The sequence below is a fragment of the Dyella ginsengisoli genome (genome assembly GCF_044904665.1).
GTDB classification, from domain to species: Bacteria; Pseudomonadota; Gammaproteobacteria; order Xanthomonadales; family Rhodanobacteraceae; genus Dyella_A; species Dyella_A ginsengisoli.
In genome coordinates this window covers 153,294-170,555 of the sequence record NZ_JADIKM010000001.1, presented here as the reverse complement: position 1 = coordinate 170,555, position 17,262 = coordinate 153,294, and the positions used below count along the sequence as shown (strand labels likewise).

The window sequence follows — 17,262 nt, the reverse complement described above, 5'->3', positions numbered from 1 at the left end:
CAAACGTGATCGCGTACCTTAACGGCTTGCATTGAACGCGTTGTGAATCGCGCCCATGCGACGCGGCACCGTTTATGCGAACGCCGACCCCACGGCGCGGTTCGCCCGGGCGTACAGCCTCTGCTCCAGGGCACGTCCGACCATCGCGCTGAGCGCCGCCCCCAGCGCGAGCGCACCGCTGGCCTGCCAGCGGTCGGCCAGCAGCAGGGCCACGCACGGTACGGCGTAGCCGAGCAGCGCCGCGGCGAAGCGCGCGGGAACAACGCTACCCCGCGGCGCGGTCTCGGCGGTGTCGGGCACGCGCAGCGCGTGCCAGCGCATGCCTTCGATCAACCCCAGCAGCAGCGCCATGATCAGCAGCACCAGCAGCCACGGCTGGTGCTCGGGTTGCGCCGGGCCGACCGCCAGGCGGCCATCCGCGGCCACGAACAGCCACAGCCACAGACCGCCGCCGTAGAGCGCGGCCATCACGCGACCGACCGGCAACACGGCGCCGTTGCCGATGGACGCCGGGAACGTGCCGCGGGGCATGCTGTGGATCAGGCTGGCCAGGCTGCCCAGCATCAGCGCCGCACCGGCCATGCGGGTCGCCCAGAAATCGTTGTCGCCGCGGGTCAGCCCGGCCACCGCCAGCATCGGCAGAAAGCTCGCCAACGCGATCAGCGCCTGACGCGTGGGCCATGCGCTCCGTCCGGGATGCCAGCCGTACCAGGCCGGCAGGCCGGGGACCCGCACGCTGGCCACGATCAAACCCGCGATCACGAGCAGTGCGCCGCCCGCCAGCGGCACCAGCGACTCGCCGCGACCCTCACGAAAAATGCCGAAGGCCAGCGCCATGCCCTGCAGCGCCCAGATGCCGTAGCCGGTATCGGCCAGCACCTGCAGGGCGATGGCCAGATAGCCGGGCGCGGCGGCGGGACGAGCGGAGGAGTCGGCTCCGGCTTCGGGCGCGGAGGGGGGCATGGGCATCGAGGCTGTCACCGTGTCGAACCACGCAGAAACGCAGGGAGGATATGACGGCGACAGATCGCTCTTGCGGCCGTCATGGGGCATGCCCATGCTACACAACGACTTTCCTCGACGATATGCCATGGACCGTTACGAGCGCATCCTCACCCTGCACCGGCTTCTCAAATCGGCGCACTACCCGGTGCCGCTGCCGCGCCTGATGGACGAGCTGGAATGCTCGCGCGCCACGCTGTATCGCGACGTGGCCTTCCTGCGCGACGCGCTGGGCGCACCGATCGAGAGCGGCGGCGGCGAGCAGGCGGCGTTCCGCTACGAGGTCGGCGAAGGCGCACGCTTCGAGCTGCCCGGCCTGTGGCTCACCTCCGACGAACTGGCCGCGCTGCTCGCGCTCAACGAACTGATCGGACGCAGCGGACCGGGCGTGCTGGCCGGTGCGCTGGCGCCGTTCAAGGCGCGCATCGAGGGCCTGCTGTCGGACCAGGGCAGCGGCAAGGCGCTGCCGATCGAGCGCATCCGCGTGATTCCGTGGGGCGAGCGCAAGCTCGACCAGCAGGTGTTCCGCATTACCGCTGGTGCCGTGCTCGAGCGCAAGCAGCTGCGCTTCCGCTACCGCGCGCGCACCACCAATTCCGACAGCCGCCGCACCGTCTCGCCGCAGCGGCTCACCCACTATCGCGACAACTGGTATCTGGACGGCTGGGACCACGACCGCGAGGCGCTGCGCAGCTTTGCGGTGGATCGCATCATGGAGCCGCACGCGCTGGATGTCGCGGCCACCGACGTGGGCGAGGCCGATCTCAACGAGCTGCTCTCGTCCAGCTACGGCATCTTTGCCGGCAAGCCCAAGGCGTGGGCGACGATCCGCTTCTCGCCGCACGCCGCGCGCTGGGTGGCCGACGAGCACTGGCATTCGCAGCAGAAGGGCGAGTGGCTGCCCGACGGCCGCTACGAACTGCAGGTGCCGTACTCCAACTCGCGCGAACTGCTGATGGACGTGCTCAAGTACGGCCCGGATGCGGAGATCGTGGCACCGCTGCCGCTGCGTGAAGAGATGAAGATTTCGCTGCAGCTGGCACTGACCGGCTACGGCCGATAGATCGCGAACTCCCGGCACCGCAACGTCTCGCACCAGCCAGGTTTGCAAGGAAGCGAAACCGCACATTGGCCGCTTCTCTCCGCCGGGGAGAGGGAGTAAGAGCGTCAGTGCGCCACCGCCTGGAACGGCCAGAAGTGCGGGATCAGCCACATCGAGAGCGCGCAGAACAGCAGAATGAGCGGGATGCCCACCTTCATGAAGTCGGTGAAGCGATAGCCACCGGCGTAATAGACCATAGTGTTGGTGGGGTAGCCGACCGGGGTGGCGAACGAGGTGGCCGCGGCGAACGCCACCGCCACCACGAACGGGCGCGGGTCGACGTGCATGGCCTGCGCCACCGAGACGGCGATGCCCACCATCAGCACCACCGAGGGGTTGTGCCCCATCAGTTCGGTGAGCAGGGCGGTGAGCAGGTAGATCATCAGCAGCGCGGCCAGCGGGCCATGGCTGCCGACCAGGGTCAGGCCCCAGCCGACCACCGCGGTGGAAAGGCCGCTCTTCTCGATCGCCACGCCCAGCGGCAGGATCGCGCCGAGCAGGATGATGATCTTCCAGTCCATGCCCTCGTAGACGTCTTTACGGCCAAAGCAGCCGGCCAGCGCCATCGCGGTGGCACCGCAGATGGCGGCGATGGGGATCGGCAGCCAGCGCAGCCCGGAGGCAACGATCACCGCCGCCATGATGGCCACCGCGTACAGCGCCTTGCGCGGCGTGCGCGGTGCGTTCTCGCGCTGGCTGAGCACGATGAACGATTCGTCGTTGCGCACGTTGGTCATGGCCTCCTCGGCCACCAGCACCAGCAGCACGTCGCCCACCGCGAGCGAGACGTCGCTGAGCTTTTCGCGCAGCACCTGGCCGCGCCGGTGGATTGCCAGCGCCACCGCGTCGTAGCGCCAGCCGATGCCGGTCTCGCCGAAGCGGCGGCCCTCCAGCGGACTGGCCGGCGCCACCATGATCTCGGCCAGCACGCGCGGGCGATCATCGGCGTGCGCGTAGTGGCTTTCCGGCGCGTTGCGCAGGCCGGCCTGGCGGCGGAACTCCTCGATCTTGTCCCAGTCGCCACGTACCAGCAGCACGTCGCCGCGGGCGATCTGCTGCGAGCGCGGCGACCACATGCGCCGCTCGCCGCGCAGCAGCTCCAGTGGATAGACACCGTAGCGCTCGCCCAGGCTGGCATCGGCGATGCTCTTGCCCAGCAGCGAGGATTGCTCGGTGACCTCCAGCTCGGTGACGTACTTGCCGATGTCCGCCTCCACCGGCATGTCGGTATCGATGTGCCGCGGCAGCATCCAGCGGCCGATCAGCATCAGGTAGACGATGCCGACCACCGCGAGGATCGCGCCCAGCCCGGTGAACTCGAACACGCCGAACGGCGGCAAGCCGTGCTTCTGGGCCAGCGTGTCGGCCAGCAGGTTGGAGGAGGTGCCGATCAAGGTGCACACGCCGCCCATCTGCGCGGCAAACGCCATCGGCATCAGCACGCGCCCGGGCGCGGTGCCGGTGCGCTGGCACACCTTCAGTGCCAGCGGCAGGAAGGTGGCGACCAGCGCGATGTTCTTGATGAAGGCACCCAGCGGCGCGATCGCCAGCATCATCGCCAGCGTCAGCAGCCACGGCCGGCGGATCTTCACCAGCAGCCGGCTCAGCGGCTCCAGCGCGCCGGAGCGCTCGATGCCCATGCTCAGTGCGAACATCGCCGCCACCGTCACCGTGGCCTCGTTGCTGAAACCGCTCAGCGCCTCGGCCGGACTCACCACACCCAGGATCACCAGCGCAGCCAGCGCCATCAGTGCGACCAGGTCGATGCGCACCTTCTCGCTGGCGAACAGCACCATCGCCGCCACGATCACCGCCACCGTGGCCCAGGCCTGCCACGTCATGCGGCACCCTCGCAGACAAGGGAGCCGGTGGCAGCCGCGGGCAGCGGTCGTCGCAAGGTATGGCGCATCGAAAATTCCCGGAGAGACGGCCGCCGCAGGGCGTCTGTTGCGCCGCCTCGGTCCGGGGAATGGACGCGATCGCGGTCGCCGCTGCGGTGCCTTTCTGGCATCGTACGAAATCCAGGTGTTTGTACAACGTTATGTACCCACCACCGCCTGTGCGAGCCCATGGCCGACCTCGATTCCCCGCCCGACGATCACGATATCCAGACCACCCCCGCCAGCGATGCGCACGGCGGCCGCCCGACGGTCGCGCTGGCGCTGGGCGCCGGCGGCGCCAAGGGCCTGGCGCACATCGGGGTGATCGAGGAGATCGAGGCCGCCGGCTTCGACGTGGTGGCGATCGCCGGCACCTCGATGGGCGCACTGATCGGCGGCATCTATGCCATGGGCAAGCTCCACGTGTATCGCGACTGGGTCACCGCGCTGGCCCGGATCGACGTGCTGCGCCTGCTCGACTGGACCTTCAGCGGGGGCGGCTTCATCAAGGGCGAAAAGCTCATCGGCACGCTGCGCGAGCTGATCGGCGACGTGCTCATCGAGGAGCTGCCGTTGGCCTATACCGCGGTCGCCACCGATCTCGAACGCGAGCGCGAGGTGTGGCTCACGCGCGGCTCGCTGTTCGACGCGATCCGCGCCTCGATCGCGATCCCCACCGTGTTCCGGCCGCATCGCATCGATGGCCGGCTGCTGCTGGACGGTGCCCTGCTCAATCCGGTGCCGGTGACCCCGCTGATGCGCGAGCACGCCGATTACCTGTTCGCCGTGAGCGTGGACGGGCCGGCCGAAATGCCGGCGGCCGCGATGGCGGAGGCGGAGGACGACCCCAGCCACCGCAGCCGGATCAGCGAGTGGCTGGGCCGGCTGCGGCCCGGCCATGCGGGCGCGGAAAGCCCCGCCATACCGGGCGCGCTCGACCTGCTCAACCAGTCGATGGACCTGATGCAATCCAACCTCGCGCGCCTGCGCCTGGCGGCATACGCGCCGGATCTGCTGATCCAGATGCCGCGCAACGTCTCCACCGCGTACGAGTTCTACCGGGCGCGGGAATTGATCGAGCTGGGCCGCGAGCGGGCCCGCGCCGCGTTGCAGGAGTGGAGTCGGCAAGGCTTGCTGCGGCATCGCCAGCCGGAGGAGTGACCGGGCGGTTCAGCGCGGGCCGTGCGTGCGCAGCCAGTTGTCGAGATAGCCCTTCAGCGCCACGGCGTGGTTGTGCTCTTCGTCGCGCGCCGCGTAGAGCAGGGTGAGCCGATGATGCAGCGCGCGATCCGCCAGGGGGCGCCAGTGGTCGATCAGGCCGTCCAGTTCGGCGGCGTAACGGTGGCGGAAGCCCTCCCAGCGGGCCGGGTCATGCCCGAACCAGCGGCGCAGCGCGGGCGAGGGCGCCACCTCGCGCAGCCATTCGTCCAGCGCGGCATCCTCCTTGCGCACGCCCCGCGGCCATAGCCGGTCGACCAGCACGCGGTGACCGTCGGTGGTGCTCACCGGCGCGTAGATGCGTTTGACCACGATGCCCATGCGCGCGCTCCGCATGCGGGAAAACTCCGAGCATACGCCGCCACCTGATGCATGCCGCGAAGCGCGCGTGAAGCGCTCGGCGGCTAGAGCTCCTCGACTGCGGTCACCTTGCCCCGGCGCATCAGCCAGGCCACGCCGCGCAGATCGGCCAGGCCGACCCACAGGCGATCGAGCATGCCGTACTTGGAGGTGCCTGCCGTGCGCGGCCGGTGACCCACCGGCACGCTCTGGCTCTGGAAGCCGGCGCGCTTGACCAGCGCCGGCAGGTAGCGGTGCATGTGATCGAAGTAGGGCAGGCGCAGGAACACCTCGCGCTCGAACAGCTTCAGGCCGCAGCCGGTGTCCGGCGTGGCGTCCCTGAGCATGCGCGAGCGCACCGCGTTGGCGACCTTGGACGAGATGCGCTTGTTGAAGCTGTCGCGGCGCGTGGTGCGCCAGCCGGCGAACAGGCGCACGTCCGCCGCCGCCGCGGTGCGTGCGGCGAGCAGCTTGGGAATGTCGGCCGGATCGTTCTGGCCGTCACCGTCCAGCGTGGCGATCCACGGCGCGGTGGCCGCGCGCACGCCGTTCCACACCGCCGTGCTCTGGCCGCTGCGGTGCACGTGATGGAGCACGCGCAGCTCCGGATGCTGCGCCTTCTGCGCGGCCAGCACGGCACGGCTGTCGTCGGTGGAATCGTCGTCGACGTAGATCACCTCGTAGTCGACCTGGCCGCGCAGCGCGGCGGCGATCTCGGCGAGCAGCGGCGGAATATTGTCGCGCTCGTTGAATACGGGGACGACGACGGAGAGCTGGGGCATGGGGGCCAGTCCGGAAATACGTAAGTTCGTGATTATCGCCGATGCCGCCGCCCCGTAGGAGCGCACCCCCGGATCCAGTCCGGGGCAGGCTCTGTGCGCGAACGCTCTCAGCCACGTGACGAAGAGCACCGCGCACAGAGTGCGCTGCTACATCGGCGTTGCTTCAGCGGATCTTGCCGAGGATGCCCTCGAGCTCGTCGTTGCTGTGGTAGTGGATCACCAGCTTGCCCTTGCCGCCGCGGCCCTGCGCCAGCTCGACGCGGGTGGCGAAGCGCTCGGCCAGTTCGCGTTCGAGATCGGCGATGTTGGGGTCGCGCGACGGCGCGCGCTTGGCCTTGCCCTTGGGCGCGGCCTGCGCCTTGCGCGCGGCTTCCTCCAGCTCGCGCACGCTCCAGCCGTTGCGGGCCGCTTCCAGCGCCAACGCCTCGGCCTCGCGCTCGGGCAGGGTGATCAGGCAGCGGGCGTGGCCCATCTCCAGCTTGCTCTCGTCGAGCAGCTTCTTGATCGAGTTCGGCAGTTCGGTGAGGCGCAGCAGGTTGGACACCGATGCGCGCGAACGGCCCACCGCGTCGGCGGCCTGCTGGTGAGTGAGGTCGAAATCGTCGATCAGCCGCTTGAGCGCGTCGGCCTCTTCGAGCGGGGTGAGGTCCTGGCGCTGGATGTTCTCGATCAGCGCCATCGCCGGCACGGCTACTTCGGGCACGTCCTTGACCAGAGCCGGGATCTCGCTCAGCTGGGCACGCTGCGCGGCGCGCCAGCGGCGCTCGCCGGCGATCAGCTCGTAGCTGTTCTTGCCGATCGCGCGCACCACCACCGGCTGGATCAGCCCCTGCGCCCGGATCGACGCAGCCAGCTCGTCCAGCGCCTCGTCGTTCCAGTGGCGACGCGGCTGGTAGGCGCCCGGCTGGATCTGCTGGATCGGCAGCGTGCGCAGCTCGCCCTCCTGCTCGATCACCGACGGCGTACCGGCGCCGTCGCCACCGAGCAGGGCGTCGAGCCCGCGTCCGAGTCCACGCTTCTTGGCGGCCATGCTTACTCCTGGTGAAGATCGATCGCCGCGTCGTGCGCGGCGTCGTGGTCGTCGTGCATTTCGCTGAGCGCGGCCAGCGCCGCCTGGGCGCCACGCTCGCGGCGGATCATCTCGCCGGCGAGGCCGATGTAGGCGATCGCGCCGCGCGAGCTGCGGTCGTAAAGATGGATCGGCTGGCCGTGGCTGGGCGCCTCGGCCAGGCGCACGTTGCGCGGAATGATCGAGCGCAGCACTTTGTCGCCGAAATGCTGGGTGAGCTGGGCGGACACCTCGTTGCCGAGGTTGTTGCGCACGTCGTACATGGTGCGCAGCAGTCCCTCGATCTCAAGTGCCGGATTGAGCCGCTGGCGCACCGCCTTCACCGTGTCGAGCAGGCTGGAGAGCCCCTCCAGCGCGAAGTACTCGCACTGCACCGGGATCAGCAGACCATCGGCAGCGGTGAGCGCGTTGAGCGTGAGCAGGTGCAGCGAGGGCGGACAGTCGATCAGGATGGTGTCGTACTTGTCGCGCACCTTGGCCAGCTGCTCCTTCAGCCGGCTCTCGCGCGCCAGCGCGTCCATCAGCTTGAGCTCGGCGGCAGTGAGATCGCCGTTGCCGGGCAGCAGGTCGTAGTGCGCCTCGGTGGCGACGATGGCCCGCTCGATCGGCGCCTCTTCCAGCAACACCTCGCAGCCGTTCGGCTTGGTGTGGTTCTTGTCCACGCCCGACGCCATCGTGGCGTTGCCCTGCGGGTCGAGATCGACCAGCAGCACCTTGCGCTTGGCGGCGGCCAGCGACGCGGCGAGATTCACGGCGGTGGTGGTCTTGCCGACTCCACCCTTCTGGTTGGCGACAGCGATGATGCGGGCCATGTGTCGTCGGTACCGTGCGCTGGCGAAAAGGAGAGCTAGATTAACAGGCTGCCGCGCGCGGAGCGGGCGCGGGGGCGTGCTCGATCACGGCCAGATGGCGCTCGCCTTCCAGCCCCGGTACGGCAAGCGCATGCATGGCGGTCAGCACGAAGCCCGGCGGCAGCCCGGCCAGTTCGTCGTCGGGTCGGCGGCCCTTCATCGCCAGCCAGCGTCCGCCGGGTGCCAGCAGGTGGCCGCCCCAGCCGAGCATGTCGGCGAAACTGGCGAACGCGCGCGCGGTGATGCAGTCGAACGAGCCCTCGACGTCCTCCACCCGCGACTGCACCGCCTGCACGCCGTCGAGCTTGAGCGCGCGGATCGCCTCGCGCAGGAAGCGCACCTTCTTGCCGTTGGAGTCGACCAGGGTGATCGCGCGGCCGGGCGCGGCAATCGCCAGCACGATGCCGGGCAGGCCGGGGCCGGTGCCGAGATCGGCCAGGGTCGCGCCGGTGACGTAGGGCAGGATCGCCAGCGAATCGAGCAGGTGGCGGGTGACCATCTCGGCCGGGTCGCGCACGGCGGTGAGGTTGTAGGTGGCGTTCCAGCGCGCCAGCAGGGCCTGGTAGTCGAGCAGGCGCGGCACAGCCTCCGGCGGCAGCGTCAGGCCAAGCGCGGCGATGCCCTCTTCCAGGCGGCGTTGCAGGGCGGAGCGCTCGGTCATGTCGGTTCCGGTGGGGCGAGGGCCGGTGAGTATCCGGCCGGCCGCGGGCAAAAGAAAACCCGCCGAAGCGGGTAGGTGACTCGCAACTCCCTTGGCGCGTCCGCTCTTGGGGCGGCACTGCGCGGATCCTCGCTCAGGCGATCTCCAGCTCAACCCGCGTGACCATCACGCCACGCTCGCGCAGCACGCCGTTGATCGCCTGCTTCATGCGCGTGCCGAGGTCGCGCCGATCAGCGGCGGTCGGCGTCGGCTCGACGCTGAGCGCATCGAGCGCGCTGCGGCGGATCAGCTGCGCGGCCTCGTCGATCACCGCGTCGGCGCGCTCCGGCTCCAGCACCTGCCAGTACACCGTGCCGCGCAACTCGTGGCTGTCGGTCTGCGGCTGCTCAAAGCGCAGCACCTGGCCGGCAAGGTCGATGCGGTGACCGATGCGATCCAGCCCCGGCAGCACCCAGTGCGTCCCCGGCTGCAGCAGGCGCAGCGGCTTGCCGCGCCGATACAGGCTGTACACCTGCCCGGCCGGCACGCGGCGCATCGCGCTGGCTGCAAAGCCGGCGAGGGCGACGACGAGGGCGGAAGTGAGCACAAGCATGATCGGTATCAACAGGTTGGAAGGGATTTATGCAGTGAAGCCGAGATTGAGAGTACAGCGAACTGTACCGACTAGGATTAATTTAAATTTAACCGATGATCGGCGTCCACTCCCATAACGTGACGCGGGCCACAGCCTGACGATGCGGAGCCTTCGAGCGGGCGGCCCGATGAGGGTTCATCGGCCACGGTGCAGCGCACTTGAGCCGTCGTGGCGACCGCGGCGGCTCCTGCCCGGCACCGGCGCTTGCTGCACTGCATGAGGGTGCCCCTCGGCGGCGGGTTCGACGCAAAGCGCATGGCCTCGCGGGCCCGCTGAAAACGTTTCCTCCGCTTCGGGCAAACCCTTGCGCAGCGCAGCAAACATCTGTTTTGCAAAAGCTTTACAAGGCTCGATGAAAACGTTTACGTTCCGCCCAGCGCCGGGGTCCCGGGGCGCATCCAAGGGCGGAAACGTGACGACAGTGACCATCAAAGATGTGGCGCGGGAGGCCGGCGTGTCCGTGGCCTCCGTGTCGCGCGCCTTGAACGGCAGCGGCGGCGTCACCGCCGAAACCGAGCAGCGCATCCGCGCCGTCGCCAACCGACTGCGCTACGTGCCGCACAGCGCCGCGCGCAGCCTGATCACCCGCCGCACCCACACCATCGGCGCGCTGCTGCCGGACCTGTACGGCGAGTTCTTCTCCGAATTGATCCGCGGCATCGACCTGGCCGCCCGCGCCCGCGGCCTGCACCTGCTGGTGTCGAGCGCGCACGACGGTGTCGAAGAGGCCGCCGCCGCACTGCGCGCCATGCGCGGTCGTGTCGACGGCATGCTGATCCTGTCCTCACGCGCCGATCAGAAATTCCTGCACGCCAACCTGCCCGAGGGGCTTCCCACCGTGCTGCTCAACAGCGCGGTGCGCAGCCCCCATTACAGCGTGCTCAACATCGACAACCAGGGCGGCGCGCGCGCCATGGTGCGCCATCTCGTCGACGCCGGGCATCGGCAGATCGCGTTCATCACCGGCCCCGAAGGCAACTTCGATGCCACGCAGCGCGAGCACGGCTATCGCGCCGCCATGGCCGAATTTGCCCCCGGCACGCCGGTGCGGGTGGTAGCCGGCGAGTTCACCGAGGAGTCGGGCTACCGCGCCGGCCGCGAACTGCTCGCCACGGGCACGCGCCCGCAGGCGGTGTTCGCCGGCAACGACATGATGGCGATCGGCTGCCTCTACGCATTTCAGGAAGCCGGCCTCGACGTGCCGCGCGACATCGCGCTGGCCGGCTTCGACGACATTCCGATTACCCGTTACGTCACCCCGGCACTGACCACGGTGCGCGTGCGCATCGTGGACCTGGGGCGCAGTGCGCTGGAGCGACTGGCCGCGCTGCTGGAGGCATCGGACCAGGCCATCGCACCTTCAGCCGACACGCTCGGCTGCGAGGTGGTGGTACGCGACAGCTGCGGCGCGCGTCCGCACAGCCAGTCATCAACCAAGAAAGCCCGCTGAGGGCACATCAGCAACATCCCTTTGGGAGGGTCGTCATGAAGGCTCCACTGCAATTGAAGAAGAAACTGCTCGCCAGCGTCATCGCCACCACCGTGGTGGCGATCGGTGCGGCGCCCACGACGGCATGGAGCCAGTCCGCCTACGCCACCCTGCGCGGCAAGGCACCCGCCAACGCACAGGTCACCGCGTTCAATCCCGCCACCGGCACCACTCGCCGCACCACGGCCAGTGCCGATGGCAGCTACACGCTGACCGGCCTGCAGCCGGGCACCTACCAGGTGGATGCCGGTGCAGGCACCCAGCAGACGGTCACCCTGACGGTGGCTTCCACCGCCACGCTCAACCTGGTCGCGGCCAGCGAGGCACCGTCGGCGGCCAACGCCACCAACCTCGGCGGCGTCACCGTGTCGGCCACCACGCTGCAGGAAGTGAAGACGCCCGAAGTGGGCGGCACCATCTCGCTGCATCAGATAGACACCATCCCGCAGATCTCGCGCAACTTCCTGGAATTCGCGGACACCGTGCCGGGCATGATTTTCGAGGTCAGCTCGAACGGCAACACCACGCTGCGCGGCGGCGCGCAGAACAAGAGCTCCACCAACGTCTACATCGACGGCGTGGGCCAGAAGAGCTACGTGAAGGAAGGCGGCATCAGCGGCCAGATCGGCAGCCAGGGTAATCCGTTCCCGCAGCTGGCGATCGGCGAGTACAAGGTCATCACCTCCAACTACAAGGCCGAATACGACCAGATCTCCTCGGCCGCGGTGACGGCGCAGACCAAGTCGGGCACCAACGAATTCCACGGCGAGGTGTTCGGCCGCTACACCAACGACTCGTTCCGCGAGAAGACCCCGGCCGAAGAGCAAGCCGACAAGAAGACCTCGTCCAAAGAGAAGGAATACGGCTTCGCCATCGGCGGCCCGATCATCAAGGACAAGATGCACTTCTTCGCCACCTATGAGGCGAAGCGCTTCAACACGCCGATCACCGTGGTGGCCGATCCGAACGCCGCCGGCGGCGTGCCGTACCTTCCCGCCGACGTGTCGGCCCAGCTCGGCCCCGCCAACCTGCCGTTCGAGGAGAACCTGTACTTCGGCAAGATCGACTGGGAACCGACCGATCGCGACCGCTTCGAGCTGAGCGCGCAGATCCGCAAGGAGAAGCAGGTCGGCGGCGTGGGCGGCGTGGACGCGGCCTCGGCCTCGTACAACACCAAGAACGACGACAAGCGCTACGTGCTGCGCTGGCAGCACAGCGGCGAGGCGTATTTCAACGAGCTGCTGTTCACCCACGAGGACGCGTTCAACGCACCGGTGGCGGCCAATCTCGGCAACGGCTCGATCTACACCTTTGCCAACGGCAACGACGATCCGACCATCGTGCACGTGGGTTCGGCCAACCCGCTGGCAACCCAGAACAAGGGCCAGAAGGGCCCGTCGATCCAGGACGACCTGACCTTCAACGACCTGGAGTGGAACGGCGACCACGTCATCAAGACCGGCTTCAAGGTCAAGGACATCACGCTCAAGGCGGCCGATGCCCAGGACATCAACCCGCAGTTCTACTACAACGTCACCAGCGCCGGCGTCGGCGCCATTCCGTACAAGGCGTTCTTCACCAAGCCGGTCACCGGCCTGGGCCTGAGCCCCACGGTGACCACCAAGGCCAAGCAGTTCGGCGTCTACGTGCAGGACGACTGGGCGGTCAACGACAAGCTCACGCTTAACCTGGGCGTGCGCTGGGACTACGAGAAGAACCCGGCCTATACCGGCTTCGTCACGCCGCAGAACGTGATCGACGCGTTCAACTCGCAGGACCCCAACGGCCCGGCCGGCCAGACCTACGCGCAGAGCCTGGCGCTGGGCGGCATCAACCTCAACGACTACATCAGCAACGGCCACAACCGGAAGAACTTCAAGGGCGAGTGGCAGCCGCGGCTGGGCTTCTCCTACGACCTCGACGGCGACGAGGCGCACGTGATCCACGGCGGTGCCGGCCGCGCCTACGACCGCAACCTGTTCGACTACCTGCAGCTGGAAACCACCAAGGCCGCGCTGCCGCAGTTCACGGTGAACTTCCGCGATCCGAACACCGGCGCGTGCTATCGCAACGCGGCGCCCTGCTTTGACTGGGACCCGGCCTACCTCAACGGCCTGCCCAACCTGCAGAACCTGCTGCAGGCGAGCAACGCCGGCACCGAGGTGGACATCCTCAACAACAACCTGAAGGCGCCGCATTCGGACCAGTTCAGCATCGGCATGTCCAACCGCATCGGCGAGTGGCAGACCGACGCCACGGTGGCCCGCGTGCTCAGCTACGACGGCTTCGGCTTCACCCTGGGCAATCGCTATCCGAACGGCGATTTCTTCCAGAACGGCAGCCAGCCGTGGGGCAACGGCGTGCCGGGCTTCGGCGCGCTGATCGTGGGCAACAACGGCATCGAGACGCGCACCACCCAGCTGCTGCTGTCGGCCAACAAGCCGTACGACAAGGAGTCGGGTTGGGGCGCCACGTTTGCCTACACCTACACCAGCGCCACGCAGAACCGCGACATCAACGAGCACTACTCGTTCGACGAGGCCACGCTCGGCAACTATCCGTTCATCGACTCCAACGCGGCGCCACGCCACCGCCTCGTCGCCACCGGCGTGATCGACGGACCGTGGGGCATCACCATGTCGGCCAAGCTCACGCTGGCCACGCCGACGCCCGGCAACACGACCGCCTGCTACGGAACGTACACCTTCCCGACCGGCAGCCACTGCACGCCAGCGGCCGGCACGCCGCAGGCAAGCGGGAGGTTCCTGGTGGGCGGCAAGTTCTTCGGCTACCGCGACGTGGATTTCCAGGCCACCAAGGATTTCGATCTGGGCCACGGGGTGACGCTGTACGGGCGCTTCGACGTGCTGAACGTCTTCAACTTCCGCAACTATTCGGACGTGATCTTCAGCGCCGGGCCGAATCCGGTCCAGCTGACCACGGTGTACAACACCACCGGCAACATCACCTTCGTGCCGCGCACCTTCAAGTTCGAAGTGGGCATGAAGTTCTAGTCGGTCACGGCGGTACCCCGCGCCTGCGGGTGCCGCTTTTCCTCCCCGGCGCGGCGATCGCCGCGCCGACTTTTTTTCAGCGGGTGCTGCATGAGCGATTCGCGCATCAAGAACATCGTGATCGTGGGCGGCGGCACCGCCGGCTGGATGGCCGCGGCGGCATTCGCCAAGGTGCTCGGGCCTGACTACGCGATCCGGCTGGTGGAGTCCGAGGAGATCGGTACCGTCGGCGTGGGTGAGGCGACCGTGCCGCACTTGAAGCTGTTCAACAACCTGCTCGGGATCGACGAGATCGAGTTCGTCCGTCGCGTGCAGGGCACGTTCAAGCTGGGCATCCAGTTCAACGACTGGGGGCAGCTTGGCGACTCCTACATTCACGGCTTCGGCGACCTGGGCCGCATGCTCGGCCTGCTGCCGTTCCACCAGTACTGGACCCGCGCCGCCCAGCTGGGTATGGCGGCGGACCTGGGCGAGTACTCGCTCAACACGCTTGCCGCGCCACGCGGCAAGTTCATGGCCTCGGCCAGCGACGCGCCGGCCAGCTCGCCGCTGGCGAACATCGCCTACGCCTACCACTTCGACTCCGGCCTGTACGCGAAGCTTCTGCGCGAATACGCCGAGGCACGCGGTGTGCGCCGTACCGAGGGCAAGATCGCGCAGGTGCGCCAACGCGCCGAGGACGGCTTCGTGCAGGCCGTAGTGCTGGAGAGTGGCGAGGCGATCGAGGGCGAACTGTTCATCGACTGCTCGGGCTTCCGCGGCCTGCTGATCGAGCAGACGCTGCACGCCGGTTACGACGACTGGACGCACTGGCTGCCCTGCGACCGCGCGCTGGCGGTGGCCTGTGAGAAGGTCGGCCCGCCCACCTCGTACACCCGCTCCACCGCCCGCGCCGCCGGCTGGCAGTGGCGCATTCCGCTGCAGCACCGCACCGGCAACGGCCACGTGTATTCAAGCGCGCAAATCAGCGATGACGAGGCGGCCATCACCTTGCTGGCCAACCTCGACGGCAAGGCGCTGGGCGACCCGCGGCCGCTGCGCTTCACCACCGGCCTGCGCCGCAAGACGTGGGATCGCAACGTGGTTGCGCTGGGCCTGGCCAGCGGTTTCATGGAGCCGCTGGAATCGACCAGCATCTTCCTGATCCAGTCGGGCATCTCGCGACTGCTCAACCTGTTTCCGCGGCAGGGCTTCAGCCCGGTGCTGATCGACCGCTACAACGCGCAGACGCGCTTCGAATGCGAGCGCATCCGCGACTTCCTGATCCTGCATTACCACGCCACCCAGCGCAGCGACACGCCGTTCTGGAACCAGTGCCGCACCATGGACATCCCCGCCTCGCTGAAGGACAACATCGCGCTTTTCCGCGACAGCGGGCGCTTCTTCCGCGAGGGCGAAGAGATGTTCGCGCTGGTGAGCTGGGTGCAGGTGATGATCGGCCAAGGCATCGTGCCGCAGGGCTACCACCCGCTGGTCGACCAGCTCGCGCCGGCCGAGCTCAAGGCTTTCATGCAGCACGTGCAGCGCGTGATCGCCGACTGCGTGGAGGCCATGCCCGCGCACGAGGCCTTCATCGCACGCTACTGCCAGGCGCCGCCGGTCGGTGCACCGATGGCCGCCTGATCCGTTTCCGCGGCGCGTGCTTTGGCGCCGCCGCCGCGCCGTCCCCGCGGCGCACGGGCCAGTGCCATCGGCCCGCTCTCCCCGCCAGCCACACGAGCCTGTCCCCGCATGCGTCCTGCTGTCCTGAAAAATCTCTGCATCACGTGTCTCTCGGCCTTGCTGGTGCTCGTCGGCACACTGCCCGCCACCACGCGCGCCGACACCAGGTCCGCGACTGCGGCGGTATCGGGCACCTACCAACCCACCGCCGCCCAGCAGGCGATGGTCGACGACCTGGAGCAGCGCACCTTCCGCTGGTTCTGGGACAGCGCCGACCCGACCACCGGCATGGTGCCGGACCACTACCCGGGCGAGTCGTTCTCGAGCATCGCCGCGGTGGGCTTCGGCCTTACCGCCTACGGCATCGGCGTGGAGCGCGGCTACATCACGCGCGAGCAGGCGGTGGCACGCACGCTGGCCACGCTGAAGTTCTTCCACGACGCGCCGCAGAACGCCAGCGAGGATGACGCGGCCGGCTATCACGGCTTCTTCTACCACTTCCTCGACATGCAGACCGGCAAGCGCGAAGGGCGCTGGACCGAGCTGTCCAGCGTGGACACCACGCTGCTGCTCGGTGGCGTGCTGTTCGCGCAGTCCTACTACGACCGCGCCACGCCGGAGGAGGAACAGATCCGCGCGCTGGCCGACGCGATCTACCGCGCGGTCGAGTGGCCGTGGATGCAGGCGCGCCCGCCGCTCATCTCGATGGGCTGGACGCCCGGTGGCAAGTTCATCCCCGCCGACTGGAAGGGCTACAACGAGGGCAAGCTGGTCTACATTCTGGCGCTGGGTTCGCCCACGCACCCGGTCGATCCGGTGGCCTGGAAGGCGTGGTCATCCACCAACGACACCACCTGGGGCAGCTTCTACGGGCAGACCTTCCTCAACTTCGCGCCGCTGTTCGGCCACCAGTACACCGAGTCTTGGGTGGATTTCCGCGGCATCCGCGACGACTGGAACCGCCGGCACAACCTCGACTACTTCGAGAACGGCCGCCGCGCCACCTACAGCCAGCGCAACTACGCCATCGCCAACCCCGGCGGCTGGACCGGCTACGGCAAGAACGTGTGGGGCCTGACCGCCAGCAACGGTCCCGGCGGCTTCGTGGTGAAGAGCGCGCAGGGCGAGAAGAAGTTCGAAGGCTACACCGCGCGTGGTGCCGGGCTGGACTACATCTCCGACGATGGCACCATCGCACCGACCGCCGCCGGCGGCTCGATCGCCTTCGCGCCGGAGATCGTGATCCCCGCGCTGGCCGAGATGAAGCAGCGCTACGGCAAATCCATCTACGACCGCTACGGCTTCGTCGATGCGTTCAACCCCAGCTTCCACACCCGCACCACGTTGCGTACGGGCAAACTGGTGCCCGAGCTGGGCTGGGTCGACACCGAGCAACTGGGTATCGACCAGGGCCCGATCCTGCTGATGATCGAGAACTGGCGCAGCGGCTTCGTATGGAACGTGATGAGAAAGAATCCGTACATCCGCCGGGGCCTGCAGCGCGCGGGCTTTCGCGGTGGCTGGCTGGCGACGCCGGAGCCGGCCGCCCCGTGAGCACC

General features: G+C 68.3%; 14 protein-coding genes. 6 read left to right on the top strand and 8 right to left on the bottom strand.

The window, feature by feature from the left end:
• Positions 1 to 72 precede the first annotated feature (72 nt).
• Positions 73 to 969, bottom strand: coding sequence for a hypothetical protein (locus tag ISP17_RS00805; RefSeq protein ID WP_404629611.1), 897 nt, complete (start codon positions 967 to 969; stop codon positions 73 to 75).
• Positions 970 to 1,090: 121 nt separating this feature from the next.
• On the opposite strand from ISP17_RS00805, the gene ISP17_RS00800 reads away from it, so the two are divergent.
• Positions 1,091 to 2,065: a helix-turn-helix transcriptional regulator gene (locus tag ISP17_RS00800; protein ID WP_404629610.1), complete on the top strand. Its 975-nt coding sequence runs from the start codon at positions 1,091 to 1,093 to the stop codon at positions 2,063 to 2,065.
• A gap of 104 nt (positions 2,066 to 2,169) precedes the next feature.
• Here the strand turns inward: ISP17_RS00800 and ISP17_RS00795 are convergent, their stop codons facing one another.
• A complete protein-coding gene (locus tag ISP17_RS00795) occupies positions 2,170 to 3,945 on the bottom strand; it encodes an SLC13 family permease (RefSeq protein WP_404629609.1) in 1,776 nt (591 codons plus the stop codon).
• Positions 3,946 to 4,173: 228 nt separating this feature from the next.
• On the opposite strand from ISP17_RS00795, the gene ISP17_RS00790 reads away from it, so the two are divergent.
• Positions 4,174 to 5,145: a patatin-like phospholipase family protein gene (locus ISP17_RS00790; protein WP_404629608.1), complete on the top strand. Its 972-nt coding sequence runs from the start codon at positions 4,174 to 4,176 to the stop codon at positions 5,143 to 5,145.
• A gap of 9 nt (positions 5,146 to 5,154) precedes the next feature.
• On the opposite strand, the gene ISP17_RS00785 is transcribed toward ISP17_RS00790, so the two are convergent.
• The 6 genes from ISP17_RS00785 to ISP17_RS00760 form a co-directional block, all read right to left on the bottom strand.
• The gene (locus ISP17_RS00785) at positions 5,155 to 5,523 is read right to left on the bottom strand and encodes a DUF488 domain-containing protein (RefSeq protein ID WP_404629607.1); all 369 of its coding nucleotides are present in this window, start codon (positions 5,521 to 5,523) and stop codon (positions 5,155 to 5,157) included.
• Between the two features lie 83 nt (positions 5,524 to 5,606).
• Positions 5,607 to 6,323: a glycosyltransferase family 2 protein gene (locus tag ISP17_RS00780; protein WP_404629606.1), complete on the bottom strand. Its 717-nt coding sequence runs from the start codon at positions 6,321 to 6,323 to the stop codon at positions 5,607 to 5,609.
• 163 nt (positions 6,324 to 6,486) lie between these two features.
• Positions 6,487 to 7,353 carry a ParB/RepB/Spo0J family partition protein gene (locus ISP17_RS00775; protein WP_404629605.1) on the bottom strand — a complete coding sequence of 289 codons (867 nt, stop codon included), beginning with the start codon at positions 7,351 to 7,353 and terminating at the stop codon, positions 6,487 to 6,489.
• Positions 7,354 to 7,355: 2 nt separating this feature from the next.
• Positions 7,356 to 8,204 carry a ParA family protein gene (locus ISP17_RS00770; protein WP_404629604.1) on the bottom strand — a complete coding sequence of 283 codons (849 nt, stop codon included), beginning with the start codon at positions 8,202 to 8,204 and terminating at the stop codon, positions 7,356 to 7,358.
• Between the two features lie 40 nt (positions 8,205 to 8,244).
• On the bottom strand, positions 8,245 to 8,904 hold the full coding sequence (rsmG, locus tag ISP17_RS00765; protein WP_404629603.1) for a 16S rRNA (guanine(527)-N(7))-methyltransferase RsmG: 660 nt from the start codon (positions 8,902 to 8,904) through the stop codon (positions 8,245 to 8,247).
• A 133-nt stretch (positions 8,905 to 9,037) separates the two neighbouring features.
• Positions 9,038 to 9,496, bottom strand: a complete 459-nt coding sequence (locus tag ISP17_RS00760; RefSeq protein WP_404629602.1) for an SPFH domain-containing protein — start codon at positions 9,494 to 9,496, stop codon at positions 9,038 to 9,040.
• 454 nt (positions 9,497 to 9,950) lie between these two features.
• Here ISP17_RS00760 and ISP17_RS00755 point away from each other — a divergent pair, with 454 nt between their 5' ends.
• From ISP17_RS00755 to ISP17_RS00740, 4 genes are all read left to right on the top strand, one after another.
• Positions 9,951 to 10,988 carry a LacI family DNA-binding transcriptional regulator gene (locus ISP17_RS00755; RefSeq protein WP_404629601.1) on the top strand — a complete coding sequence of 346 codons (1,038 nt, stop codon included), beginning with the start codon at positions 9,951 to 9,953 and terminating at the stop codon, positions 10,986 to 10,988.
• Between the two features lie 35 nt (positions 10,989 to 11,023).
• Complete coding sequence (locus ISP17_RS00750; RefSeq protein WP_404629600.1) at positions 11,024 to 14,041, top strand: TonB-dependent receptor; 3,018 nt, start codon at positions 11,024 to 11,026, stop codon at positions 14,039 to 14,041.
• Positions 14,042 to 14,131: 90 nt separating this feature from the next.
• The gene (locus tag ISP17_RS00745; protein ID WP_404629599.1) at positions 14,132 to 15,664 is read left to right on the top strand and encodes a tryptophan halogenase family protein; all 1,533 of its coding nucleotides are present in this window, start codon (positions 14,132 to 14,134) and stop codon (positions 15,662 to 15,664) included.
• 108 nt (positions 15,665 to 15,772) lie between these two features.
• Positions 15,773 to 17,257, top strand: coding sequence for a glucoamylase family protein (locus ISP17_RS00740; protein WP_404629598.1), 1,485 nt, complete (start codon positions 15,773 to 15,775; stop codon positions 17,255 to 17,257).
• Positions 17,258 to 17,262 lie beyond the last annotated feature (5 nt).